This is a genomic window from Syntrophus buswellii, assembly GCF_046097065.1.
Lineage (GTDB): Bacteria > Desulfobacterota > Syntrophia > Syntrophales > Syntrophaceae > Syntrophus > Syntrophus buswellii.
In genome coordinates this window covers 1103764-1128774 of record NZ_CP175563.1, presented here as the reverse complement: position 1 = coordinate 1128774, position 25011 = coordinate 1103764, and the positions used below count along the sequence as shown (strand labels likewise).

General features: G+C 54.8%; 20 protein-coding genes. 11 read left to right on the top strand and 9 right to left on the bottom strand.

The window, feature by feature from the left end:
- Positions 1-29: 29 nt before the first annotated feature.
- From argS to waaF, 6 genes are all read right to left on the bottom strand, one after another.
- Positions 30-1709 (bottom strand): arginine--tRNA ligase, encoded by a 1680-nt coding sequence (argS, locus tag ACJ77P_RS05080; RefSeq protein ID WP_367361382.1) that lies wholly within the window; start codon positions 1707-1709, stop codon positions 30-32.
- A 187-nt stretch (positions 1710-1896) separates the two neighbouring features.
- Complete coding sequence (locus ACJ77P_RS05075; RefSeq protein ID WP_367361381.1) at positions 1897-2067, bottom strand: hypothetical protein; 171 nt, start codon at positions 2065-2067, stop codon at positions 1897-1899.
- Positions 2068-2393: 326 nt separating this feature from the next.
- Complete coding sequence (locus ACJ77P_RS05070; protein ID WP_408999164.1) at positions 2394-7280, bottom strand: calcium-binding protein; 4887 nt, start codon at positions 7278-7280, stop codon at positions 2394-2396.
- A complete protein-coding gene (locus ACJ77P_RS05065) occupies positions 7277-8455 on the bottom strand; it encodes a hypothetical protein (protein ID WP_408999163.1) in 1179 nt (392 codons plus the stop codon). The genes ACJ77P_RS05070 and ACJ77P_RS05065 overlap by 4 nt, the downstream gene beginning before the upstream one ends.
- Positions 8456-9140: 685 nt before the next feature.
- Positions 9141-10586, bottom strand: coding sequence for a tryptophanase (locus tag ACJ77P_RS05060; protein ID WP_367361378.1), 1446 nt, complete (start codon positions 10584-10586; stop codon positions 9141-9143).
- Between the two features lie 490 nt (positions 10587-11076).
- On the bottom strand, positions 11077-12210 hold the full coding sequence (waaF, locus tag ACJ77P_RS05055) for a lipopolysaccharide heptosyltransferase II (protein ID WP_408999162.1): 1134 nt from the start codon (positions 12208-12210) through the stop codon (positions 11077-11079).
- 521 nt (positions 12211-12731) lie between these two features.
- On the opposite strand from waaF, the gene ACJ77P_RS05050 reads away from it, so the two are divergent.
- From ACJ77P_RS05050 to ACJ77P_RS05035, 4 genes are all read left to right on the top strand, one after another.
- Positions 12732-13379 carry a lysophospholipid acyltransferase family protein gene (locus ACJ77P_RS05050; protein ID WP_367361376.1) on the top strand — a complete coding sequence of 216 codons (648 nt, stop codon included), beginning with the start codon at positions 12732-12734 and terminating at the stop codon, positions 13377-13379.
- A 257-nt stretch (positions 13380-13636) separates the two neighbouring features.
- Complete coding sequence (locus ACJ77P_RS05045; protein WP_367361375.1) at positions 13637-13837, top strand: cold-shock protein; 201 nt, start codon at positions 13637-13639, stop codon at positions 13835-13837.
- Positions 13838-14035: 198 nt separating this feature from the next.
- Positions 14036-14203 carry a hypothetical protein gene (locus ACJ77P_RS05040; protein WP_367361374.1) on the top strand — a complete coding sequence of 56 codons (168 nt, stop codon included), beginning with the start codon at positions 14036-14038 and terminating at the stop codon, positions 14201-14203.
- 100 nt (positions 14204-14303) lie between these two features.
- Positions 14304-15575 carry a DEAD/DEAH box helicase gene (locus ACJ77P_RS05035; RefSeq protein ID WP_367361373.1) on the top strand — a complete coding sequence of 424 codons (1272 nt, stop codon included), beginning with the start codon at positions 14304-14306 and terminating at the stop codon, positions 15573-15575.
- A 154-nt stretch (positions 15576-15729) separates the two neighbouring features.
- Here the strand turns inward: ACJ77P_RS05035 and ACJ77P_RS05030 are convergent, their stop codons facing one another.
- Positions 15730-16047: a hypothetical protein gene (locus ACJ77P_RS05030; RefSeq protein WP_408999161.1), complete on the bottom strand. Its 318-nt coding sequence runs from the start codon at positions 16045-16047 to the stop codon at positions 15730-15732.
- Between the two features lie 533 nt (positions 16048-16580).
- Here ACJ77P_RS05030 and minC point away from each other — a divergent pair.
- The 7 genes from minC to ACJ77P_RS04995 all read left to right on the top strand — a co-directional run bounded on the left by minC (position 16581) and on the right by ACJ77P_RS04995 (position 22265).
- Positions 16581-17288 carry a septum site-determining protein MinC gene (minC, locus tag ACJ77P_RS05025; RefSeq protein WP_367361371.1) on the top strand — a complete coding sequence of 236 codons (708 nt, stop codon included), beginning with the start codon at positions 16581-16583 and terminating at the stop codon, positions 17286-17288.
- 110 nt (positions 17289-17398) lie between these two features.
- Positions 17399-18202: a septum site-determining protein MinD gene (gene minD, locus ACJ77P_RS05020; RefSeq protein ID WP_408999160.1), complete on the top strand. Its 804-nt coding sequence runs from the start codon at positions 17399-17401 to the stop codon at positions 18200-18202.
- Position 18203: 1 nt separating this feature from the next.
- Positions 18204-18485 (top strand): cell division topological specificity factor MinE, encoded by a 282-nt coding sequence (minE, locus tag ACJ77P_RS05015; RefSeq protein WP_408999159.1) that lies wholly within the window; start codon positions 18204-18206, stop codon positions 18483-18485.
- A gap of 94 nt (positions 18486-18579) precedes the next feature.
- Positions 18580-19563 carry a hypothetical protein gene (locus ACJ77P_RS05010; RefSeq protein WP_408999158.1) on the top strand — a complete coding sequence of 328 codons (984 nt, stop codon included), beginning with the start codon at positions 18580-18582 and terminating at the stop codon, positions 19561-19563.
- A 33-nt stretch (positions 19564-19596) separates the two neighbouring features.
- Entirely contained in the window at positions 19597-20535 is a 939-nt protein-coding gene (gene fmt / locus ACJ77P_RS05005; RefSeq protein WP_408999157.1) for a methionyl-tRNA formyltransferase, read from the top strand.
- 1 nt (position 20536) lies between these two features.
- Positions 20537-21892, top strand: coding sequence for a 16S rRNA (cytosine(967)-C(5))-methyltransferase RsmB (gene rsmB / locus ACJ77P_RS05000; protein ID WP_367361402.1), 1356 nt, complete (start codon positions 20537-20539; stop codon positions 21890-21892).
- 118 nt (positions 21893-22010) lie between these two features.
- Positions 22011-22265: a hypothetical protein gene (locus tag ACJ77P_RS04995; RefSeq protein ID WP_367361366.1), complete on the top strand. Its 255-nt coding sequence runs from the start codon at positions 22011-22013 to the stop codon at positions 22263-22265.
- An 82-nt stretch (positions 22266-22347) separates the two neighbouring features.
- On the opposite strand, the gene ACJ77P_RS04990 is transcribed toward ACJ77P_RS04995, so the two are convergent.
- Positions 22348-23235 (bottom strand): alpha/beta hydrolase, encoded by an 888-nt coding sequence (locus ACJ77P_RS04990; protein WP_408999156.1) that lies wholly within the window; start codon positions 23233-23235, stop codon positions 22348-22350.
- Positions 23232-24986, bottom strand: a complete 1755-nt coding sequence (locus ACJ77P_RS04985) for a caspase domain-containing protein (protein ID WP_408999155.1) — start codon at positions 24984-24986, stop codon at positions 23232-23234. The genes ACJ77P_RS04990 and ACJ77P_RS04985 overlap by 4 nt, the downstream gene beginning before the upstream one ends.
- Positions 24987-25011: the final 25 nt, after the last annotated feature.

The following is a 25011-nucleotide window of genomic DNA, read 5'->3' as shown; positions in this document are numbered from 1 at the left end:
AATGTCTGAACGGAAATCCGCAACGAGAGCTACATCTTTTCCGGGGCGGACACCCCCAGCAGCAACAGTGCATTGTTCAACACGATGGCGATGCATTTCATGAGAAAAAGCCTTGCCTTCGTCACCGCCTCGTCTTCGGAAATCACCTTGTATTTGTTGTAGTAGCTGTGAAACAGCCCGGCCAGGTCGTTGAGATAAAAGGTGATCCGGTGAGGTTCCAGCGTCCGGGCGCTCCCCTCGACGATCTCCGGGAAACGGATCAGGGCCTTGATCAGGGCGATCTCTTCCGGAATCCTCAAAAGCTGCGGATCCACATCCGCCGATGCGGGCATTCCGATCCCCCGATCCTGGGCCATCCGCAGGATGCTGCAGATCCGGGCGTGTGCGTACTGGACATAATAGACCGGGTTTTCATTGGACTGCCTCTTGGCCACTTCCAGGTCGAAGTCCAGGTGACTGTCCGACCGGCGCATGAGAAAATTGTACCGGGCGGCATCCCGTCCCACTTCCTCAACCACTTCCCTCATCGTGACAAATTCGCCGGACCGCGTGGACATCGCCACCGGCTTGCCGTCGCGCAGGAGATTGACCAGCTGCACCAGGACGACGCGCAGGGTTTCCCTGGAGTGCCCCAGGGCCTGGATCCCGGCGTGCATCCTGGGGATATAGCCGTGATGGTCCGCCCCCCAGATGTCGATGATCGTGTCGAATCCTCGTTCGTACTTGTTCTTGTGGTAGGCGATATCCGCGGCAAAGTAAGTGGGCTCGCCGTTTTTGCGGACCACGACCCGGTCCTTGTCATCCCCGAAATCCGTCGTTTTGAACCACAGGGTTTCCTCTTCGCGGTAGATAAAGCCCTTTTCCTCCAGGTCGGCCAGCAGCCCTGCTACCCCATCATTCACGTAGAGGACTCGTTCGCTGAAATACCGGTCAAAGACGATGCCAAACTCTTTCAGATCCTCCTTGATGCCTTCGAGAATGATCCCGGCGGCATAATCGGTAAAGGCTCGAATCGTCTCTCCTTCATCCTTCGCCAGATAAAGGTCGCCGTCCTTCTTCAGAATGTCTCCGGCAATGTCCCGGATGTAATCCCCCTGATAGCAGGTGTCGGGAAACTCGACGGATTTCCCCAGCAGTTCGAGATAGCGGTACCAGACCGATTTTCCCAGGTTGTTCATCTGGTTGCCCGCGTCGTTGATGTAGTATTCCCGGAAGATGTCATAGCCGGACATCGCCAGGATATTGGCGACCACATCACCCACCACCGCGCCCCGGGCATGTCCGATGTGCAGCGGCCCCGTGGGATTGGCGCTGACGAACTCCACCTGGATTTTCCTGCCCCGCCCCGTATCGGTCGATCCGTAGCTCTTCCCAAGGCGTTCAATGTCCTTCAGCTCCTCCGCCCAGACCTGCTCCCGGACAAAAAAATTGATGAACCCCGGGCCGGCAATCTCGCTCTTCTCAAGGATATTCCTTTCATCCCGAAGATGGCCGGTAATCATTTCGGCAATCTTCCGGGGACTCATTCGTGCGGGAGACGCCAGGATCATGGCCAGGTTTGTGGCATAATCCCCGTGAGCCGCTTCCTTCGTCATTTCCATCTCCACGGGGGGGAGATTCTCCAGCTTCAGCAGGCCTTCCGCAATGCAGGCACCTGCCGCTTCCTCAACGAGCGCCGTCAATCGATGCTTTATGGATCCGTCAACCATACAATACCTGACCTTAACTATGCCTTTTCATGAAGGCAGCCTTTTCCTGGCGGATGCTTCGAACATTAAAAAAAGTTGGCCTTCGAGGCCAACTTTCCGGAATGCGGGCAACAACCCCAATGCCACCTGCACTTTCATATCTTACGTCGAATGGAATGTTCCCCGTGCCGCGCCCTGCCCTTCCTTTTCAGGAACTGCGATCCTTCTTCTCCGCCTCATCAATGTCCCTATCCTTGATGGACAGATCACGGCTGTAATCCGGGCAGCGGACATTTCCCATGGAATCGGTAACCACGTTGAATCGCTTCTGGCAATTGGCTCTCCATGCACAAATGGCACAGATCTTTCTCTCCGACATCTAAGAACCCTCCCGCTCCAGTTGACAACTTTGTTATTCCTACGGAAAAACAGAAGAATCGTGTCTATTGATCAGAAAATAACGAATTTGAAGAGTCTTTTTACCGGATCAGACCCCGCGATGCCGACCAGGGGGAAAGCCGGATAAAACGCCTTCAAATTTGCGGTTACACTATATTTATGTCTCCGTGAAGTCAAGATATTTTATAATTCGAACAGCCCCCACCCTTCGCACCTTCCCGTGGGATTTCCGCCTGGGATCATGCCTGCTTCCACCGTCTGCCGGGGGCAGGCCCCGGCCCATAACCCGTCCCGACTTGGGCCGTTTCAGAGCTGCCAGCTCTGGGCCATTGTGCCGATGTAGGTCAGATCGACCTGCATGGCATTGTACTTCTGGAGGGCATCCATGCCGGGATCGCTGTTGATGGCGCTCATCGTATTGACGATGTTCTCAAGATCCGGTCTCGCCAGGTAATAACCGTCGGCGACTTCCACGCGCTCCACGCCATGATCCCCATTCAAAAACTGGTCTTCAATCACGACATAATTCGATTCATCGAGGAACAGGTAGAGATCGTCGCTCTGCTTCACAATGACGGGATCGTTCCGCCCGATGCCGCCCGTCAACCGCAGTGTATCAACATCCTCCCGCAGCGTGCTGCAGTCCTGAATGACATCCCGGCCGTCACCGGGGCGAAACAGGTACGTGTCGCTGCCTGTGCCGCCGTCCAGCACATCGTTCCCGGCACGCCCATTGAGGGTGTCGCTTCCTGCGCCTGCACTTAAAAGGTTGATCTTACCGTTGCCGGTCAAAACATTCTTCCAAGCATTACCGGTTCCATTGATCGCAGCACTGCCCGTCAGAGTCAACTTCTCAACATGGCTTCCCAGGCTGTAGGAAATCGAGCTCCGGACCGTATCGGTTCCTTCGTTTGCGTCTTCAAAAATGTAATCCTTCAGGTTGTCAACCACATAGACATCATTCCCTGCATTGCCGAACATGGAATCCGCACCCGGGCCGCCATCCAATCGATCATTTCCCGCACCGCCTTTGAGGATGTCGTTGCCCTCATAGCCGTACATTTTGTCATGGGACGTCGATCCGCTGCGATTGTCATCATATGTCGTGCCGTAAACAGTGTATCCTTCCTCCTCCAGTTGCGCCGCTGTCAGGATCTCCCCATCCGAAAATTGGAAGCGGTCCAAGCGGTAGTTCGCATCGGAAGAAAACCAGCGATTGATAGAGATCGCGTCACCCGTATCCTTGATCCGGACATTCAGTTCATTGCCGGCCGTCATGATGAACTCCACATCGCCTCGGTTGACTCCTCCCGTAAACTGAAGGGTGTCAACACCGGCATCGCCGTCATCCGGGTTTACGATCCGGTCCTCACCATATCCCCGCGTAAACCGATACGTATCGCTGCCCTCATTCCCCTCAAGATTATCTCTGCCTGCGCCGCCGTTCAAAATATCATTTCCCGAACCGCCCGTAAGGTTGTCATCTCCCGGACCGCCCTGTAAGGTGTCGTTTCCTGCACCGCCCCTGAGGATGTCGTTGCCTTCATAGCCGTACATTTTGTCGTTGGATGACGATCCATTGCGATTGTCATGATACGACGTGCCGTAAACAGTGTATCCCTTCGCTTCCAGTTGCGACGTTGTCAGGATCTCCCCATCCGAAAATTGGAAGCGGTCCAGGCGGTAGTTCGCATCGGTAGAAAACCAGCGATGAATAAAAATCGAGTCAACCGTATCCTTGATCCGGACATTCAGTTCATTGCCGGCCGTCATGATGAACTCCACATCTCTGCGGTTGACCCCTCCCGTGAACTGCAGGGTGTCAACACCGGCATCGCCGTCATCCGGGTTCACAATTCGGTCTTCACCACATCCCCGCGTAAACCGATACGTATCGCTGCCCTCATTCCCCTCAAGATTATCTCTGCCTGCGCCGCCAATCAACATGTCATTTCCCGAACCGCCCGTAAGGTTGTCATCTCCCGGACCGCCCTGCAAGGTGTCATTTCCTGCACCGCCCCGGAGGATGTCGTTGCCTTCATAGCCGTACATTTTGTCGTTGGATGACGATCCACTGCGATTGTCATCATACGTCGTGCCGTAAAGAGTGTATCCCTTCGCTTCCAGTTGCGACGCTGTCAGGATCTCACCATCTGAAAATTGGAAGCGGTCCAGACGGTAGTTCGCATCGGACAAAAACCAGCGATGAATAAAAATCGAGTCAGCCGTATCCTTGATCCGGACATTCAGTTCATTGCCGGCCGTCATGATGAACTCCACATCTCTGCGGTTGACCCCTCTCGTGAACTGCAGGGTGTCAACACCGGCATCGCCGTCATCCGGGTTCACGATCCGGTCTTCACCATATCCCCGCGTAAACCGATACGTATCGCTGCCCTCATTCCCCTGCAGATAATCGTTTCCTGGGCCGCCGTTCAAAATATCATTTCCCGAACCGCCCGCAAGGCTGTCATCTCCCGGCCCCCCCTGCAAAATATCACTGCCGGAACCACCGTTAAGTGAATCGTTCCCTTCACCTCCATCGATCTTATCATTGTTCCTTCCACCCAGGAGATTATCATCCCCACCATACCCATAGATCAGATCCTTTAAACCACTTTCCGGTATTGAGTCATTGCCTGTTCCCAGGAAAATCACGTTTCTGCCTGCTTCTTCAATAATCTGAATCAGTTCCTCACCCTGGGAGGCAAAGGCATCACAAAAGGAAGAAAAATTAGTCTGTTCATCTGCATTCATCCCCCTCAGGGTTCTTACGAATTCAGCCAGGATCTGCTTTCCCGAATCAAGATCCCCATCCAGTTCATTCCGGATATATGTGATTGCACCACTGAGGTCGCCTCTGATGGACGAATCGTCCACGTCCCAGTAATAGGTGATTTGTGAGTAAACATCCTTGAGATGTGTCTGAGCCATGAGGGAGCCATATAGGGATTCCTCCAAGATCGTGTATGCATCATCAAGAGGATGAATCGCCCCTGGCCCCGGATCCGGATTGGCACCTTGAAGAAAATCCTCGCCAATCATCTGTTCCAAAACCGCCAGTTTTCGTGCATCGAAAAAGGGGCCACGGCTGGTAGGAGAGACGCCGTCGCTTCCCGTCCATTTGAAAAGGATCTGGTCCATCAGCCCGGTCCGGACAACCGGTTCGGCTGCATCGATAAACTGCTGGATGAGAAGTTTCAGCGTCCCGCTGGAATCCCTCACCATAGCCTCATGCAGATCATAAACATTGCCGGAACCTCGCAAATGAGGCAAAACGGCGATATCCGCCGGGATATCCGGCGTTTCGGCAGCCATCGTAAACATTTTATCCGCCAGGAACCAGACGTCAGCGGCGATTCCCGTTGTGCCGTCAGCTTTTTGATAGGAGCCAACCTGCCTATGGGCATTGCCACTGCCATCAACCACCGTGGAATCCGTAAAACCGGTATCGATCGAGACGATGCCCATCTCGGAGAGGCTTTTAAGTTCCCCCAGATTTGAATAACCATCTCGGTCCAGATCCTGCCATATCTTCAAGTTCCCGTAGGCGGCATCGTTTGCATCGATTTTCCCGTCCGCATTCCCGTCAAGTTCAGCCAATGCCTGGAAGCCATTGGCGGCTCTGCTTCCACTTGCCAGCAAGGTCTGACTGCCGAAAAGCTCCCGGCCACTATCGATGGCCCCGTTTCCGTTTCTGTCGAGGACAAGCAGCCCATCGTCAGGCTTTGCCCATCCCGTCTGTTCAGCAAAACCGTTCGCGTCGTGATCGAAGTAAACACCGGCCTTCACCCCGGTCGTCTCCACCCCATCCCCATCCAGATCCAACACAATCGGACTGATTACGGCTTCTGCGGCGTTGAAAAGGCTGCGGAGCAGTGCTGCGCCAAGACTATTGCAATCGACTATTTCAAGAAAAACATTGATTACTCCCATTGCATTGTTGCTGAAAAACAGAAGTTGATCATTTATCCAAGAGACAACCTGTTTACCTAACACTTGAATTTCACTCCAGTTGCTGGAGTTATAATCAACTGCATTACTGTACATGCTGAGTAAATCAGCTATTCTTGCCACGGCGAAATTAAAAGTCGTGGTATATAGTTCGGCGGTGATTTCGATTGAATCCGAGGCTGTTTCAATTGCTTCCTCCCAAGCAGCTTGAAGTATTTTGTTCGCTTCCTCCATTGCCATTACGGTATCCTTAATGGCCTGGACCGTCATCTCCTGAACATTTGTTGCAAGATGGATGATTTGACCATCGTTAAATGCTTTAAGTCCGAGTATTGCAAAGCTGAGACGTGCAAGAAGTGGTAGCTCTCTAACCTGATTACTGTCTGCGATAAAGTGGCTTGTATTCAATGCATTGAAAATTTCATTAAGCTCAGAATCGGACAACAAACTAAAAGCAATCAGCACACCGCCTGCCGCTTTAAACCAGCCCTCCAAGTCTGCCATCTTTCCGTCTGATCCCAGGTATGTAACGATCTCAGCGATCTTCTGGGCCCTTGGGATGTGGATATAATCAGGAGAGGTGGTGACTTCGGGTATCGTAAGGTTGAAGAAATCATTCCAGGCTTGGTGAATGGTCACTAAACCCGCCTTGAGTGTGGTCATCTTTATTTCGTAAGTATTCCCGCCCAGATGCCCTCCGCCGAGGCGTGAAACAATATCAGAGGTGCCAGAGGAGGATGCGAAAAAGTGAGCGGACTCGATTTGACGGACAATCTTGTCAAAGGTACCAGAAGAAAAATCATCAGAGTACATTTTAGCAAGCCCGTCCTTGCCACCTAACCCATTGAAAGTGCACAATTTGACGTCAGCATGATTATTCGGATTACGGCGTATATAATCATATGCAGCATACTGTGCAATTGCCCCACCCAAGCTATGACCAGTAAAGGAAATATTGATGGCCTGAAGGTCTTTCAGACTGTCAAGAACACGAAGCCTTGCCGCTTTCCACTGCTCTGTTCCTAAAGCTACATCCGCCGCAACATCCTGCCCGTCCTTGGTGCCTGCAAAAGCAACAATAAATTCATTTGTTCCAATTTTACGATATATCGTACAGTCAAAACCTGTTTTTGATTCATTAATATGTCTTTCGATCTGGTACTGATTATTCGCTACCAAATTGTCATAGGATGCATGGCCTGCCTTCGACAGGATTCTTGCTTCTTCCGACGTGATCATGGCTTATTCTCTCCTTCACAGAAATCGATGACCTTGACTGTGCGATAGGGGTTCTTCTGGGAGAAATATTCTTTGATATTCTTTGCGTGGATAAAGGCTGCTCTACAGCCATCAGGTGAAACAGCTACGGAACCCATGTCGCCGACAATCAGGCGGACGGATTTTTCACCATCAATGAGCCAAAGGCCACGATCATCGGAACCGGCTCCTTTTTTCTGATCCTGGGAATAACGGGCCAGATACCCTCTTTTTAAAGGATAGATATTTTCCACAGCCCCCTTCAACAGGGACTGCGGATAGGGTATGCTTTTCAACTGACCGCTACGCTCCAGTATCCAGAATGACCGGGTGTCGGGTTTTGGATAAACAGAATGCTTATCTCCAACAATGACATACGCATCCAGAAATTCGCTGTAGGAAATGTGATACGCCAGAGAGAGATAAAAGGGCAAAGGGATACCTTTTGTTCCCGGCTTTTCATGGTAAATCATTTTTCCCTGGGATGAGTTACTGGGAAGTTCTGTAAACTCGATATAATTTTTGTCCTTCAATTTGTATGTGTGAGGGGCCCGGACGGGCGCTCTTCCAAAACTTTCCCCAGGCACCCAATCGCAGTCAAATGAACTGTCGATTTCCATACTCGGCCTCGGGGCAGGGTGCTCCTTAGGATTTTTCACATTGCCACGATATATTGTCGACTCCCATTTTGTTGCTTTCGAATTTGAGCCACTGTTTTCCCAAAAGAACACATTTCCCTTGCGCACGCACTGAAAGCCGAAAGCTTGATGATAAAAATCAACCTTCCCGGAATCCGGATTCCAGACGGTCAAAAACTTGGCCATGGGGATGCTTCCGCTTGGTTTCAATGTCTTATTCGTGATGAACAAAACGTGTTCGTTATCAATCCAACCGGTTGATTCAATTCCTGCTTCCTCAGCCCATATTCCCGAGTCGAGTATCTTGTAAGGCAAGGCGGATTCTTGGTCCCGACATCCAAGAATAACGAACAAGAAGGCAAAGAACAGGCAGGCCATGAACGACATCGCAATGCCGGGAAGAGGATCCCTGCCCTTGACAATGGGCGGATTCCCGTTCCAAGCCCCCCCGTGGCAGCGCCCTTTTTTTAAGATGAGGTTCCGAAGCGACTTACCTGGATAGTTTACTGAACTGCTCATGCTGAACCCTCCTGAATACGGTCCCGAAGCAAAGCTCGCCACTGATAAAGTGTACTGATCAAGGGCGGCATACCACGTAACGACATGTTTGTGGATTTACATCTTTCATTCCCACTCCCTCATAAATGTTTATAAAATTCACCTTCGATGAAGCATTTAATTGGAAGGGGCAACAGCGTGTCCATGAGCACTTCCGCCCTCATTTAAACCATTGGGAATTTCTGGCCTGAATCGGCGGATCGTCCGACGAGAAGATTACAGAGTCGGTCGCGCAATGGAACCCCGGAAACAAATTGGGAATGCGCTGAAAGATACGATTAAGACGTTGAAAAGCCATGGGAAGCGGATCGAATCAGTGATCGTCCGTTGCAGGTCAGGGGATGGGTGAATGCTTTTTCCCTTCAGCAGAGTCGAAACGCTGCGTCAAGGAAGTATACCTTCGCTTTTGTCTTTCTGACTGGGCAGAAAGACCACGACCTGTTGAATTTTCACGGTTAAGCGGAACGATACGACCGGCCGTGTCACGGCTGCAGTCACGCTGAAGAAACCAGCGGGTTTTGATCGAGGCGGCTGAACGGCCAACAGGAAGCAGAAATCCTGCTTTTTGGGCGGAAAGCTAAAAGACAGGTTTTCCGGGCATTCGGAGTTTAGCCGGGTGCCCGAAAAACCTTTGTCTGTGATAATCTTACAGGTCCGGACCGAAATCTTTTTTGAAGGCCTCGACAAGATTTGCGCCCCAGTTGTCAATGGCCCTCATCTTGCCGAAGAAGAAGCGCAGGATGGGCGGCTCTTCGTAAAAGATCAGCCCTTTGATCAGATCCCGGTGACTTAAGAGCCAGCAAACCCGGTCAACGACGTAATCGATCTGCGAGATGGTGTAAGTCCGGCGCGGTACGGCAAGCCTCAGGAGCTCCAGGTTTGAAAAGACCTCGGTACCGTCGGGTTCCCGCTGCTCCGACACGGTGCCACGCTCCATTCCCCTCGCGCCGGATACAAGATAGACAGCCGCGGCCAGGGAACCGGCGATGTATTTGTCGGGGGACAGGTCGGGCAGAAAACGGGTTGCGTCAATATGGCAGGCCAGCCCACCCGGAGGGGTCACCACGGGAATGCCCCGCTCCTTTAACCGTTCGGCAAAATACTGGATCATATCCGCCGAACTGCTCGCAACGCTGTACTGGGTCATTTCCCGGACGCCCACGGCCATGGCCTCGATCTCTTTCGTGGACATGCCGCCATAGGTTGCAAATCCTTCGTAGACGGGAAGCCAGGGAAGAATGAGATCATAGATTTCCTTGGTGTTGGTGGCGATAAACCCGCCCCGGACGGCACAGCTCTTCCTTCCGGAGAGGTAAACGATATCCGCCAAGTCCGCCAGCTCCCTGATAATTTCCGCAACGGAGCGGTTCTCGTAACCGGGTTCCCGCTGTTTGATGAAATAGGCCTGCTCGGAGATCAGGCTGGCGTCCAGGACGAATTTCACCTTGTTTTCCGCGGCGATTTCCTTGATCCTTTTGTAATTTGCCATGGAAAAGGGCTGTCCGCCCAGCAGGTTGGTTGTGGCTTCCATCCGGACGAAGGAAATGTGCTCCGGCCCATAGGTCTTGATGACATCGAGAAATTTATTCTCATCGATATTGCCTTTGAAAGGCTCTTTGCTGTCCGTCTTCAGGGCTTCATCGGTGAAAATCTCCAGGACGGTTCCCCCGGCCAGGGTGAAATGGGCCTTGGTGGTCGTAAAGTGATAGTTCATGGGAACCACGTCGCCAGGCTTGACCAAAACCTTGGCCAGGAGGTGCTCAGCGGCCCGCCCCTGATGCACCGGGAGCAGGTACTGGGTTCCGAACACGTCCCTGACGGAATCCTCCAGTTTGTAAAAGCTTTCGCTTCCGGCATAGGCGTCATCGGCCACCATCATGGCGCCCAGCTGGTTGTCGCTCATGGCGTTGGTGCCGCTGTCCGTCAACATATCCAGGAAAACGTTCCGGGTTCGAAGCAGGAAGGTGTTGTAGCCCGCCTCCTCCATGGCCTTCAACCGCTCATCGGCGCTTGGCAGCCGTGTTTGCTGAATGATCTTGATCTTGTGCATTTCCACTGGGAGCACTTTCCCATTGGACAGTTTGATATTCATAAATCCTCCTTTATAAAGGTTAGCAGTTTATTGTTTGTTTCTGCTTACAGCGCACAGAAGGGCCAGGTTCGTTCGTACAAACAAACCGGCAGCAGCGCTGTCCGTCCAAAATTTAAAAGGCCATGGGCTTTGCGCCCATGGCCTTTTTTAACTACCGCGAAAAGGCACACAAGCGCATTCCACCGTAATAATAATAATAAAAATAACAGATGCTGGAAATTCTGCTTGTGTCTGCCTGAACTAGATGACTCAGATTGGTCGCCATGAAAAAAAAGGTCCTGTTGCCCTGCGCAGCTCCGAATACCCGGAAGGCTGAACGGATGGATCAGAAATGCACGTTTAAAGAATGTCCTGGAAGCACGCAGGGAAATAACTCCGTTACCCCAAGTGATTGTGTCCCCTAGCATATGAGGACAACCCTGTCAAAGCATTTTTATTCCTCTTTTTGACTCCCTGATACCTCCCAGGAAGAAGGACTGGCCAAACGCCCCTACGCCTCCATCATGGCTCTGGCCGCCTGGTACACATCCTCCACGCCGATGGATTTCATGCACCGGAAATCCGTCGGGCAGACTTTTTTCAGGCATGGGCTGCAGTCGGCTTTACCCCGAACCACGATGGTTTTTGTGCCCATCGGGGAGGTAGCCGCAGGATTTGTGGATCCGAAGATGGCCACAGTGGGAACTCCCAGGGCGCCGGCTACATGCATCAAGCCGGAATCGTTGGAAACAAAGAGACCGCAGCGGGAAATGAGGACAATCGCCTCCCGCAGGGAGGTTTGTCCGGCCAGATCGAGGAGGGGGACGCTCGAACTCCGCTGGACGTCCTCAATGGCTTTTCGGTCCCCGGAGCTGCCAAACAGGAGAATCCGTGCGTTGAACTGCGAGGCAAACCGGTCGGCCACCGCGGCAAAACGTTCGGGAAACCACATTTTTGCCGGTCCATAGGCCGCGCCGGGTGCGATTCCCACGAGGAAGGCCCCCTTTTCCAGGGAATGATGTGCCATCAGCCGATCCGCAAGCTCCTGGTCCTCTGCTCTCGGCCGCAGCATCACCCCGGACTCCACCAGATCGCAGCCAAGGGCATGCACCATGGCGCGATAATATTCCACCTGGTGGATCTGGCGCACGTCCCTGGTCCGCCGGACAGCATGGGTCAGCAGGGCTCCACGGGCGTCGCTGTTGTACCCGGCCCGGATCGGAATCCCCGCCATGCGGGTCAGAATAGCCGCCTCGATGGCGTTCTGCAGCAGGATCGCCGCGTCGAAATGACGCTCCCGCAGCTCCCCGGCCAAACGGACCTTCCCCTTCAGCCCTGCGTGAATGCCCGGGCTTCTGTAGAGCAGAATTTCGTCCACATCGGGACAAAGGCGAAGGACGTCGGCCACCCAGGGTTTGACGAGAATCGCGATGTGCGCATTGGGAAAGGTCCGGCGGATGCACGCGATGGCCGGAAGGGTCATCACCACGTCCCCGATCCAGTTGGTGCCCCGGATCAGGAGATTACGTATTCCTTCACGCCGGAGCCGCTTCCCGCCGCGGACGCTCAACAGAGGAATCTCCGACGACGAACCGCTGCCCTCTCGATCCGGAAGATCAGCAAATTGTTCCCGCTTTCTGGACATATTCGGTGTTCCCCCCTGGCGTCAAAGGTCGGACAAAATGAAGCATGCCCTACTCACATCGATCTCCGGCAATGCCCGGCACCGCCTCCGGTGCTCGTTAACCGGCCTCATTTCGACCCGCCTGTTCTTATAGGAAAACGGAAAAATAATCCACCGGCAGTGCACCTCCCATGAAAAAATACTTGAGGGCTTTTCTGTCCGCCCTGCCGAATTCACCGGCCCGCATTTCCCTTTCCCGGTCTTCCCGGAAGTCTTGCTCCGTAAATATGCACCCCTTCATATGCGGATCAGGAGGGCTTGCTGCGGGCCGGCGGCAGCCTGGCGGCATATCCCCCGGGATCCGGGAATGCCAGATTCAAAAACAAAACAGTTGACACAACCCGGCGGATGGTGCTTTACCTGTGAAGCTCGATGGCCGGGATGCGAATGGCTGTTTATTCGATCACCACACGGGCAAAGCTGCGGTTTTCTACAGCACTCGTTCATAAACGCTTGTATGTTCAACTATCGGAGACAGTTCCGTGCTGAAAGAATACCGGTATCCTCTCATAGGCCTTATTCAGAATTCCCTTTATTACCTTGTCCGATGCTACAGCCGGACCTTCCGGGTTCAGATCGAAAACGAGAAGCCCTGGATGGATCACCTGGAAGGCGGTGGCAGGGTTCTTCTATGTGGATGGCACCAGCAGTTTTTCGCGGCAATCTATCATTTCAAAACCTACGCCGTTTACCACCCGTCCCTCATGATCAGCCGCAGCAGGGACGGCGATATTATCGCCCGGATTGCCGAGAAGTCCGGCTGGCTTGCCGTAAGAGGGTCCTCTTCCCGCAGCGGCGGCAGGGCATTGCGCGAGATGGTGGAACGGCTGGAAATCTCAGGCCTTGCCGCCCACATTGTGGACGGCCCACGAGGCCCGGCCGGGGTCATCAAGGCGGGCGCTCTGAGCCTGGCGCGTTCGGCTGGGGCCGTCATTGTCCCCTTCTACACGTGCTCCGACCGGACCCTGTATTTCCAGAGCTGGGACCGCTTCATGCTTCCAAAGCCCTTCGCGAAGGTGCGCCTTCGATTCGGCGATTTGCTGGATGTTACAGCCGGGGAGGATGACGAGGCCTTCGAAGAGCATCGGCTCCATCTTCAGCAGATCATGTTGCCCAACCTGGTCTGCTGACTGTCCGCTCCATTTTTTTAAGGGCCATTTCATTTTTCTGAGAAAATCCTTAGAAAAACGGTTGCATTTTCAATAAAAATCCGTTATCGGTATTTCCATCACAAGTGCAGTACTTGATTGTAGTTAACAAAATACGAAAAACGAACCGCACAAACCAGATTTAGGGATGTGCGGTTTTTTTTAAACGCTTCAAGTCGAGTGGCTGGACAGTTTCACAAAGGTTCCTGGGTGGAACCGAATATAAAGGAGAGAGAAAAATGCCGGAAGGAACAGTAAAATGGTTCAACGATTCAAAGGGATTTGGCTTTATTGAAAAAGACGGGGGCAACGATGTTTTTGTACATCATTCCGCCATCCTTGGTGAAGGGTTCAAATCCTTGTCAGAGGGTGACAGGGTCAGCTTCGATGTCGTTGAAGGAAAAAAAGGACCTGCGGCGGGAAATGTCCGCAAGCTTTAAAACCCGCCCATCGCGCTGCATTTAAAAGCCCCGATCTTTTTGGGCCTCAAAAGTGCATTGTCATCAATTTTTTGATTTGGTTTTGGCTGTTCATTCCACCCCGGAGCCTGTTAAAAATAAGGTTTCCGGGGTTGTTTCTTTTTCGAAGAGGCATCTTTCAGGAACGAGGCATCCATACCGAAAAGCAGTGGAGAAGTTATGGCACGGAAAAACCCGCAGCAATTTATCAAGCGGCAGAAGGAAATGGAGCGCGCGCAAAAAGCCAGAGAGAAAATGGCAAAGCGCCATCGTGAAAAGAAAGACGAAGAGCTACAGGAAGACACGGCAAACGGACATTCCGAGGAAACGCTTCCCTCGGAATCCTGACAGGTTTTCGCAAGACAAGGATTTATCAATCATCACGTCCCCTGAAGGGACAACCATGCCGGGGATGATCCCGGCAAATTATCATGAAAAAGGAATTTCAATGAGTTTTACAAAGTTTAATTTTCACCCCCGGATCCAGGGCGGCATCCAGGCCATGGGTTACACGACACCGACCCCTATCCAGCAGAAATCCATTCCGGTAATACTCCAAGGCAGGGATGTCATGGGGCTCGCACAGACCGGAACGGGTAAAACAGCGGCGTTTGTGCTGCCCATCATGCAGCACCTGATCGACAGCCCGCGCAGAGGGACCCGTGCGTTAATCGTTGCGCCAACGCGGGAACTGGCGGAGCAGATTCATGAGTCCATCGAGGAACTGGGCAGGAAGACAACGTTGAGAAGTGTCGCTGTTTATGGCGGAGTCAATAAAAATCCGCAGATTTCAAAGCTCCGGGAGGGAGCTGAAATCGTTGTCGCCTGTCCGGGTCGCCTGCTCGATCTGATGGACCAGGGAGCCGCCGACCTGTCCGGGATCGAAATCCTCGTTCTGGACGAAGCGGACCGCATGTTCGATATGGGTTTTCTGCCGGATATCCGGAAGATCACCAAGAGGACGCCGGAAAAGCGTCAGACGCTGCTGTTCTCTGCCACGATGCCCTCGGATATCCGCCTCCTCGCAAGGGAAGTGCTTCGCGATCCCGTGATTCTCAGGGTCGGCGATGACGCTCCTGCGTCGACGGTGTCCCATGCCCTGTATCCCGTTGAACAGCACCTCAAGACAGCCCTGCTGATGAAGCTTCTGCGGGAAACGCAGACAGAATCGGTTCTCATATTCACGCGCACCAAGCATCGAACGACACGGGTTGCGATGCAGATGAAAACAGCCGGTTTCCCCGTGGCATCCCTGCAGGGCGATCTATCTCAGAGCCGGCGCCAGGACGCTCTCAGCGGCTTTCGGAACGGAAGGTATCAGATCCTGGTCGCCACGGACATCGCCGCCAGAGGGATCGATGTTACCCGGATCTCCCATGTGATCAATTATGACATGCCCGACACGGTCGATGCCTATACCCATCGCATCGGCCGTACAGGCCGGGCGGAACAGGAGGGAGATGCCTTTTCCTTTGTGACCCCTGAGGAGCGGGATCTGGTGGGAAACATCGAGCATGTCCTGGGAGAGCGAATCGAACGGCGCACCCTGGAAGGTTTTGATTACGCGCTGCCTGCTCCTGCAGGAAGCGGCGGAGGTCGGCGCTCCAGCGTCAGCCACACGAGACGCGAACTCCCCGCCGAGTTCCTGAGCGCCGTTCCGGCGAAAAAACCTTCCTCTCATCATTTTTCGCCACGAGCATCGGGCCGCCGAGGCCGATAGCCCTGCAGAGCCGTCCCGTCAAGGGCGCGCGCTTCGTTTTTGGATTCCCCCGATCCGTCACGGTCCGGGGGAATTTTTCGCTGACCGCATGGACGCCCGCCTTTTCAGGGGGCCATCGGGACTGGCCTGATCCGTCACCGGACGGGACGGGTCATCAGGAAGAGATTTCTCCCTCGCTGATGATCTTGATTTTTTTAGACCACCCGTATTTCCCTGTCCTCACATTTCTGCATTCCGATTGATATTGGAGCGTGAAAACGACATCGCCCCTGTGCTGGCCGTCCTGCTCGACCCGGTAGCCCGTTATGACCCCCCCGAAAAAAGACGGCTCCTGCAGCTTTTTGTGGAAATAGATTTCACCGCCGACCAACCCTTTCGCCTTGTCTTCTTCAAGGCTCCACCAGCCGCTTTCCCATTCATCACCCTGCAGCTTCACAAAATGATTCAACGGTTCCAAAATGTGTATGTTCATATCGTTCTCCGTCCATAAAAAAATTCATTGATCACATCCCCTGAGGGATTTCTGCCATAAAAAAAGCCCCGCCTCACTGTAATGGGCAGGACTTCGTTAGCTCTTTCTTTTCCCCTTGCCGAAGGGAGATTTACGGATCAGCAGATGTCAATTACATGAAGATCTTCAGGATAGGCTCAATGATGAATAAGTCAAGACAATTTTACCCGATCCGCCGGCCGGCGGTTGGCCGTTGCTGAAATCACGCGCATCGTTCACCAGGGAGAACCTGCCGGGTGCGAACAGGACTCGTTTCTCTGCATCCTTCATAATTCCAGAATGTTAGACAATCCGGACAAATTTTCCCCGCTCCATTCTAATTTCCTTGACACAAACCAGCCTTCCATTTATAGTTCCTCAACTTGAAAAATATCGGCCATCACAAGCTGCCATCCGTATCCAGGGAACCGGTTCGACCACGTTGCCCTTGCCGAAGCAGAAAAGCTGACAAGAGATTCCAGAACCATCGGCCCGCGGGATGTTTACAGGATAACATGTCCTCATCTGTCGCACATACACCAGTCCTAGAGTTGAAAGGCAACCTTTTGTCTCTGATGGTGCTTTACCTTTACGACAGCGACAGGGAGCGCATTGAGCAGCAGTTCGCCGAGAAAATCGGCAAGGCAAAGAATTTTTTCCAGAGCGCCCCCCTCGTGCTCGATCTGAATGCGCTGCAGAATGTGGATGCTCCGCTTGATGTTCCGCACCTGGTCGATCTGGTGAGGAAACACGGGCTGGTGCCGGTCGGAATCCGGGGAGGAAGCCCTCAGATGCGTCAGGTGGCGCTGAGCCTGTCCCTGGGGATTCTTCCCGACACCAAACCCATGATCTCCCGGACCGAACCGCAGGAGGAGCGGACACTCCCGGCAACGAAGGACAAGATCGTATCCCAGCCCGTCCGCTCCGGACAGCAGGTGGCGGCCCTCCAGGGCGATCTCGTGGTGTTGTCGGCGGTCAATCCCGGGGCGGAAGTTCTGGCGGGAAAAAGCATCCACGTATACGGAGCCCTTCGGGGGCGGGCCGTCGCAGGCATACACGGCTATTCCGAAGCCCGGATTTTCTGCCGGAATTTCGATGCGGAACTGGTTTCCATCGCGGGCCAGTACAAGCTGAATGAAGACTTTGACGATTCGGTAAGAGGCAGGGCCGTTCAGATTTATCTCGAACAGGATCGTCTGGTGATCCAGCCCTTTGCAGGATAGCCACGATCAAGGCCATGCAGGGGTCCAGGATCTTGTGTGACCCTTTTTGTTTTTAATGTCAGAGACGTTGCTTTTTATAAGATTGCATTTTGTTTTAAGGAGATTTTCCCTTGGCTAGAGTCATTGTTGTTACCTCCGGAAAGGGTGGCGTGGGAAAGACCACGACCAGCGCCGCTTTTGCTACAGGTCTCGCCATGCGCGGACATAAAACGGTCGTCATCGATTTTGACATCGGATTGCGTAATCTGGATCTCATCATGGGATGTGAACGCCGCGTCGTCTACGATTTCGTCAATGTCATCAGGGGGGAGGGGAATCTCAATCAGGCGTTGATCAAGGACAAGCGCGTCGACGACCTCTATATCCTCCCCGCATCCCAGACCCGGGACAAGGATACGTTGACCGTGGAAGGAATCGAGCAGGTTTTTGAAGAGCTCAAGGAGCGTTTTGATTTCATCGTGTGCGACTCACCGGCCGGAATCGAACACGGGGCGATCATGGCCATGTACTTCGCCGACGAAGCCATTATTGTGACCAACCCGGAAGTTTCATCCGTCCGCGATTCAGACCGGATCATCGGCATCCTGGCGAGCAAAACCAAGCGGGCGCAGAATGGAGACGCGCCGGTCCGGGAACATCTGCTGGTAACGCGTTACTTCGCCAAGCGGGTCAACACCGGGGACATGATGAGCGCCAAGGATATCCAGGAAATCCTGGCGATCCCACTGCTGGGCATTATCCCAGAGTCCCCTTCGGTTCTGCAGGCCTCCAATTCCGGAATTCCCGTTGCGCTGGACAAGAACAGCGACGCCGGACAGGCCTATCTCGATGTCGTTGCGCGTTTTCTCGGCGAAGATCGTCCGCACCGTTTTTTGAACAAAAGAAGTTTTTTTGCTCGTTTATTTGGGAATTAACATGAATATTTTTAGCTATTTCAGTTTCCTGAAGCAACGAAAAAGCGCGGCGATCGCGAAGGAGCGTCTCCAGATTATCGTGGCCCATGAGCGCAATGCGCTTTATCGCGGTTCTTTTGATTTCATTCCCCTTCTTCAGAAGGAACTGCTGGACGTCGTCAGGAAGTATGTCAACGTGTCCGATGATCAGATCAAGGTCAACGTGGAAAAGAACGGCAATTATGAAGTCCTGGAAGTCAATATCGCCTTGGCCGATGCAGAAGGCCGTTTCAGTCTTCCATAATCCGCCTCCTTTCCTTACAAATAAGGACTGATTCAACAAAAAACAGGCCTCTGCGGCAAGCGGAGGCCTTCTTCTTGGGGATGTCCGCAACGTCATGAGCCCGAAAGCCCATCCTGTTTTTGAACAGATTTCCCTGTTCGATGATGCCTATACCCTGCTCAACAGCGGCCTCGCCGATCTCATGTCACTGGACCTGCAGTCAGCCAAGAATTCCATTGAGCATTATGGGGCAATCTACCGGGCGCGGGAGCAGGTTGAACATTTCCTTCAAATCATCGATTTCCTGGAGGAAAAGTTGATGCAGGCTCCCGACGGCATCGAGGAACCTGTTTACCTTTACAACCTCGTGAATGCCCTTGAAGCTGATGCCGGCATAGTTGCCTGCATCTCAAAGGACATCCTGGACGGAATCCGCTCCTCTCTTCAGAAAAGGATTCTGAAGGCGATCGAAGATCATCACCTGGCCGGCACCCCTTATCTTTCCAATGCGGTCCCCACGGGGTTTATTTATCTGCAGGCCGGTCGACCGGACGAGGCCATCGCGGCCCTGCAGGTCTGCCTTCCTCTTTCGCCGAGAAATGCCCTTATTTACGGCTATCTCGGTGATGCCTACCTGATGCGCCATGAGTTCGCGCAGGCTCGGCAATGCTACCTGAATGCCTGTCTGAACGACCCGAAGGCACTGGATTGGGAATTTCTGAAGGATTCAAATCTTCTATCCCTGAGGGATCAACTCGTGGAACGATATGGGGATGAATCCCTTGCCCTGGCATGGCTTCCGGTCCATGCCGTGCTTCGTGACCTTTTCAAACCCGGGTTGCTGGGTCTGTATGAAGGCTTGAAGGAACTCGTGGAGGACTATCTTGCCCTGCAGAGGAAATTCCGGCAAACGCCTGAGCCCGGCCTCGAGGCAGGACTTTTTCTGCGCGCGCTCCTGCTCTGCGAACAGGAGCCCCATCTGAAATTTATAAAAACCGTGAATTTTATCGATCTTCGCAAAACGATGAAGAGCCTTGACCCGTCGCTTTTCGCAGGCTATTTGACATGGATCGAAAGGAGACATGCCGGCTTGAAATAACCATTCGGCTGGAATGACAGGAGATTTTCCAAAATGGCGCAACCAACCATACTGTTCATGGGGACCCCCGAATTTGCCCTGCCGTCGCTGGAAAAGCTGGTTGAAAGGGGTTATGAAATCGCCGCCGTTGTCACGCAGCCGGACCGCCCGAAAGGACGGGGAAAGCACCTGGTGGCGCCGCCGGTCAAAGTCGCGGCGGCCCGCTGGAGCATCCCGGTTCTCCAGCCCCAGAAGGTCAGAGATCCCTCCTTTCTGGAGATCCTGAAGCAGTTCCCGGCGGACCTGATCGCCGTTGCCGCGTTCGGTCAGATCCTGCCCAGGGAGGTCCTGGATTTTCCGCCCCTGGGCTGCATCAATGTCCATCCCTCCCTGCTCCCCAGATATCGCGGGGCAGCGCCGCTCAACTGGACCCTGATCAACGGGGAAACCCGCACCGGCGTCACCATCATGTACATGGATGAGGGGCTGGATACAGGGGATCTTCTTCTTCAGGAAGAAACCCCGATCGGCCCGGAGGAGACCTTCGGCCAGCTTCATGACCGCCTGGCGGCCCTTGGAGCGGATCTGCTTGTTCAGGCGGTTCAACTGCTCGAGAGCCACCAGGCGCCCAGGATCCCCCAGGATAACTCGTTGAGCTCCTATGCGCCGATGCTGAAAAAAGAGCACGGACGTATTCGCTGGGACCAGGAGGTTTCCGCAATCGTCAATCAGATCCGGGGCCTGTCCCCTGCCCCCTGCGCTTACACGTTCCTGGACGGCAAGACCCTGAAGATCTTTGCGGCCAGGGGAATCGAGCAGCCCGTATCGGGAAAACCCGGTCAGGTAGGAAGCGGAACGAAGGAAGGATTGCCGGTGACCGCAAAAAACGGCTATGTTATCTTGAAGGACATTCAGATGGAAAACCGCAAGCGCATGAACGCGTCGGATTTTCTCCGGGGCTACGAGCTGCTTCCCGACACGGTTCTTGGCTGAAATGATTCCCTCCCCACGCAGCCTGGCCGTAGATCTCCTTGATCGCATCGACCGAACGGGGGCGTTCGCCGAGCCCCTCCTCGACGCCTGTCTCCGCCGTCATGCCCTCGCCAATGCCGCGGACCGCCATCTCCTCACCTCCCTGGTTTACGGCACACTGAGGATGAGGGGGCATCTCGACTGGATCATTGAGCGGCTTTACAAGGGAAAGTTCGCATCCATGCAGGATGGGATCAAAAACATTCTGAGGACGGCCCTCTATCAGTTTCTGTTTCTGGAGCGGATCCCCGATTTTGCCCTGGTCAATGAAGCTGTCGAGCTGACGAGGAACCGCTACCCCGGCCGGGAACATCTGGTGAACGCCCTGCTGAGAAACGCCGTGCGCAGGGGACGGAACCACGATTTTCCCTACCCGGATATGGGAAAAAATCCGGAAGAGCATATCTCCGTTGTCTGCTCCCATCCGCTCTGGCTGGTGCGCCGCTGGAGCAGGATGTACGGTCCGGAGCGGACCCTGTCCCTCTGCCGCGCCAACAACCAGGTCCCGCCCGTGACCCTTCGAGTCAACACCCTCAAATCGTCGCGTCCCCTTTTAAAGGCACTGCTGGAGGAGGAGGGATTCTCCGTCACCGAGTCGCATTTCTCCCCGGACGGATTGCAATTGAACGGCCCCTCCGATGATCTCCGGTCATCTTCCGCGGGCCGCCAGGGTCTTTTCCTTCTCCAGGACGAGGCTTCCCAGTTGATTGCCCGCCTGGTCTCACCGGAGCCGGGAGAGGAAATCCTCGACCTGTGCTGCGGCGTCGGCGTTAAGACGACCCACCTGGCCGCCCTGATGAAGAATGGGGGCCGCGTTCTGGCGGTGGATCTCTATCCGGGCAAGCTGGACGCCCTGAATCGCCTGGCGGCGAAGATGGGCATTACCATGGTTGAGACCCTCCAGGCGGATGCTTCGACGAAATGGGGGGAATTGCTCCAGGGAACATTCGACCGCGTTCTCGTCGACGCACCCTGTTCAGGTCTGGGAACCCTGCGGAGAAATCCGGAAATCAAATGGCGCCTGAAGCCTCAGGACCCTTCTTCCCACGGCCGCCTTCAGGCCGGCATCATGGATCGCGCCGCCGCTCTTCTCCGCCGCGGCGGACGTCTCGTTTACAGCACCTGCACGATCCTTCCCGAAGAAAACGAGCTTCTCATCGGAAACTTTCTCTCCCGTCACGGGGAGTTTTCCATCCGTTCATCTCCCGGAGCTTCTTCGGAGGCCTCCACCCTGATCGGGGAGGATGGGTTTTTCCGGACGGCTCCCGACACGTCCGGCATGGATGGATTTTTTGCGGCCATTCTCGTCAAGCACTGATTTCCGTTGCCCGGCCTGCTTGCGCCCTTCCGGCGGAAAACGCGGCATTGCCTTCAAGGCCGAAGTCGTATAGGATCCCGGTTCAATTGCATCACAATCATCGCCAAGGAGAGTTGGAATGAAAAAAACGATCATATGGGTGATTGCCTGCCTGATGGTGAGCGGCTGCGCCGTCTCCGAAAAGTACGCCCGGATGTCATCGACCGTCATCGACTGCAAGGCTGACCAGATCGAAATTGAAAACGCGCCTCTGATCGGCTTCCTGGGTACGCAGAGCTGGGAGGCAATCTGCAAGGGGAAAAGATACATCTGCAGTCATGATCCCCAGACGGGCGTAAGCTGCACAGAGATGATCAACCCCTTCGCCCCGTAAGGCAACGGCTCCGGACAGCGGCGCGCTGAGCGGATCGGGAACTCTTCATCCGGATGCTGCTTCGTGAAACATGCCCCCTGCGTCACGGCTGAACAAGCGCATCGTAAATGCGCCTGGCCACCTCCTTGTCGTTCAGGTACCCCGCAATCCCGTGACGGTTCTCCGTATGATTCCGCACATCCGTCTTGTTTTCCACGGCAGGATTCAATGGAAAATTTTCCTTGTCCAGGGGGTACAGGGCGACGACGTCGCGCTCGTCCATCGCGTTGAACCACTTCCCGACGCATGCCGGATGCTTGTTCGGTGCGAGAGATTTCCGGATCGCCGTGATCGCCAGCGGAGAGCCGACCGTCACAAACAGCGGGACGTTCCAGCGGAGCTCCTTCCCTTCACGGCGGAGGAGGCTGTAGGAAACAACGGTACCCAGTGAATGTGAGACAACCACCGTCGGAACGTCCGGAAGCATGGCTTTCCGGATTCCCGTTTCAATCTCGTCCCGGATGCCGATATTGTAAAGATACTGGTACACGTCATTCGTGGCGATGGCGATGCTGGCCCCGCTCGCTCCCGGCACGAAGCGGTCGATCGCCTTCAGCACACCCTGGAGCCATTCCCAGTTGAGCGGCCCCTTTGCGATGACGTCCGCTCCGGCCGCCTCGGCGAGCATGGCGTCACTGATTCCCGCCCGCTGCTGCACCTCCTGGATCACGGCCCGCATGAAAGTCCTCTCCTCATCGTCGGCGTTGTCCCCCTTGACAATGACCTCCGCCACCTTCTCCGGCGGCAGTCCGCTCACGAGGCCATGGAGGGTTTCGCCATAATAGGGAAACCGGATGGCATCCTCGGAAATCGGCATTGAAAGACCATTCTTTTCAAGCCCCTCACGAAATGCGGCAATCCACTGCATCTTGAGCTCGGCGGCATCCTTGTGCTCCTGCGCACGACCGTGTATGAACACCAGCTGTTTCATCGTTCTATTCCTCCTGAGAGAATTGCTTTTCGAAGCATGGCGACACCCTTCCCGTTGAACATCGTCCAGAGCGAGGGAACCCGGCATTGCTCGATTCCGTGAAGTGATGGCGGCAACTGCGCCCGGTAGGCGGAAAGAAGGGCCCACCCCTGGGAAAGCATTGGAAAAGGCGGGACAAAACGCCCCATGATCGGCGCCCTTGAAAGAAGCGCGACATCGAAGAAGACAAGGCCGAGATCGCCTTCCATGTAAGAGCGCATTTCGTCAATGAGGTCGCGCCGCTGCAGGCTGTCATAGACGTAGGCCGCGTAGAGCGCCAGGGACGGATCGACCCCTTTGGCGTATTGCATGCGCCTCGCCAGGGCGAGGCCGCCCTCCTCGTTGAGGCGGAATACGCCCAGGGCGGCCGATGCCGCGATCGTCGCCCGCAGGGAACGCAGCTCGTTGACCGCATGGGCATACTCGCCCCAGCGCCACGTGTTTTCCGAAGGTTCATAGCTCACATCCACCAGCTGCCCCCCTTCGAAGCTGAGGGCGGCGATGAAATCCGGCAGTGCGGGAACCGCGACTCCGCATCCGTTTTCGAGGACGAGGAGCACGTTCGCCCCCGGCGCCGTCAGCCCCCCGACCCGGACAGTGTCTCCCGCCGTTCCCAGAAGTTCGACGTCCACATCGCGCTGGACCGTGTCAACGATCCGCGCGCCCCGGATCTTGAACCCGCACTGGGTTTCGAAATGCATCGGGCCGAAGGGCTCCGCCTGGGTGGCCACCGCCTCGAGCAGCCCCCTTTCGCGGCCGCCTGATTCCAGGCTGAGCAGTTCCTTCCATTTGCGCTGGTCGCCCTCGAGGGACGCGGATACCAGTCCCTCGGAAACCGTAAAGGGCGTAACCGGCGGCGGCTCGCGCGCGGGAATGCCGGGGGAAAAGGTCCGGGAGAGAAGCCTGCCCTTGAAGGGCATGCGCGCGATCCATGCATCCTCCGTATGGCGGCTGATCCGGTCGTCCGGTAGCTGGTTGAGCTTCGGGTCGATCTTCATGGCAGCCAGTCGGGCCGGCACGTCCCTCTTGAGGCAGTCTGCCAGCTCTCCCAGGCGGAGTTCTGCGACGACCCTGCCGTCCTCTTCAACGGGATGCAGGGTCTCCTGGTGCCGCCCGGTAAGGTAGTCCAGCAGCACCTCCGTGTACAGCGCCGAATAGCGCTTGGCCGCTTCAGCCGCCGCCGCGGCCGGATCGACAATTTCCAGGGAGGGTTTCCCGCGGGCGCACGAAAAGAGGATGTCAACAGGCTTCTCCGTCCCGCTGACGGGCTCGTTGGGAAACACTTCGCCGCCCTTGATCTGCAGGGCCAGGAGGCCTTCCGCGGCACTCCTGCAGGCATCGGATATCAGGACGACATGGCTGATGCCGCAATACCGGGCAAGGCGCACGCTTCCCTCGACGTTGACGGCCTCGTTGACGTTTTTCGGAGCACCGGAAAGAAGCCAGAATTCGCTGTCGATGTTGATTCCGTGTCCGGAAAAATAGACGATAAGCTGCTCCACCGAGGCCCGGTCGACAAGGGCAGTGATCGCCGAATGGACCTGCTCAACGGTTACGGGATTCTTCTCGTCCGTCAGGACCTGCAGGTGCCCTTCATCGATTCCCTGCCTGCGCGCCCAGTCCGTCATGCGCTGGACGCTCGGCGTTACCGCCTGGAGCTCGGGCAGATTGCCCGTTTTGCTGACACCGATAAGAACGGCGGCCCTCTCCATATCAGAACCTCCTTCTGTGGATCTG

Bases quoted from the DNA above. Each gene is read 5' to 3' on its own strand.
- ACJ77P_RS05010 (WP_408999158.1), top strand. From the start codon at position 18,580: ATGAGCCCGAAAGCCCATCCTGTTTTTGAACAGATTTCCCTGTTCGAT.
- fmt (WP_408999157.1), top strand. From the start codon at position 19,597: ATGGCGCAACCAACCATACTGTTCATGGGGACCCCCGAATTTGCCCTG.
- ACJ77P_RS04990 (WP_408999156.1), bottom strand. From the start codon at position 23,235: ATGAAACAGCTGGTGTTCATACACGGTCGTGCGCAGGAGCACAAGGAT.
- ACJ77P_RS04985 (WP_408999155.1), bottom strand. From the start codon at position 24,986: ATGGAGAGGGCCGCCGTTCTTATCGGTGTCAGCAAAACGGGCAATCTG.
- minC (WP_367361371.1), top strand. From the start codon at position 16,581: ATGTCCTCATCTGTCGCACATACACCAGTCCTAGAGTTGAAAGGCAAC.
- argS (WP_367361382.1), bottom strand. From the start codon at position 1,709: ATGGTTGACGGATCCATAAAGCATCGATTGACGGCGCTCGTTGAGGAA.
- ACJ77P_RS05035 (WP_367361373.1), top strand. From the start codon at position 14,304: ATGAGTTTTACAAAGTTTAATTTTCACCCCCGGATCCAGGGCGGCATC.
- ACJ77P_RS05065 (WP_408999163.1), bottom strand. From the start codon at position 8,455: ATGAGCAGTTCAGTAAACTATCCAGGTAAGTCGCTTCGGAACCTCATC.
- ACJ77P_RS05070 (WP_408999164.1), bottom strand. From the start codon at position 7,280: ATGATCACGTCGGAAGAAGCAAGAATCCTGTCGAAGGCAGGCCATGCA.
- ACJ77P_RS05045 (WP_367361375.1), top strand. From the start codon at position 13,637: ATGCCGGAAGGAACAGTAAAATGGTTCAACGATTCAAAGGGATTTGGC.
- rsmB (WP_367361402.1), top strand. From the start codon at position 20,537: ATGATTCCCTCCCCACGCAGCCTGGCCGTAGATCTCCTTGATCGCATC.
- minE (WP_408999159.1), top strand. From the start codon at position 18,204: ATGAATATTTTTAGCTATTTCAGTTTCCTGAAGCAACGAAAAAGCGCG.
- ACJ77P_RS05040 (WP_367361374.1), top strand. From the start codon at position 14,036: ATGGCACGGAAAAACCCGCAGCAATTTATCAAGCGGCAGAAGGAAATG.
- ACJ77P_RS05075 (WP_367361381.1), bottom strand. From the start codon at position 2,067: ATGTCGGAGAGAAAGATCTGTGCCATTTGTGCATGGAGAGCCAATTGC.
- ACJ77P_RS04995 (WP_367361366.1), top strand. From the start codon at position 22,011: ATGAAAAAAACGATCATATGGGTGATTGCCTGCCTGATGGTGAGCGGC.
- waaF (WP_408999162.1), bottom strand. From the start codon at position 12,210: ATGTCCAGAAAGCGGGAACAATTTGCTGATCTTCCGGATCGAGAGGGC.
- ACJ77P_RS05060 (WP_367361378.1), bottom strand. From the start codon at position 10,586: ATGAATATCAAACTGTCCAATGGGAAAGTGCTCCCAGTGGAAATGCAC.
- ACJ77P_RS05030 (WP_408999161.1), bottom strand. From the start codon at position 16,047: ATGAACATACACATTTTGGAACCGTTGAATCATTTTGTGAAGCTGCAG.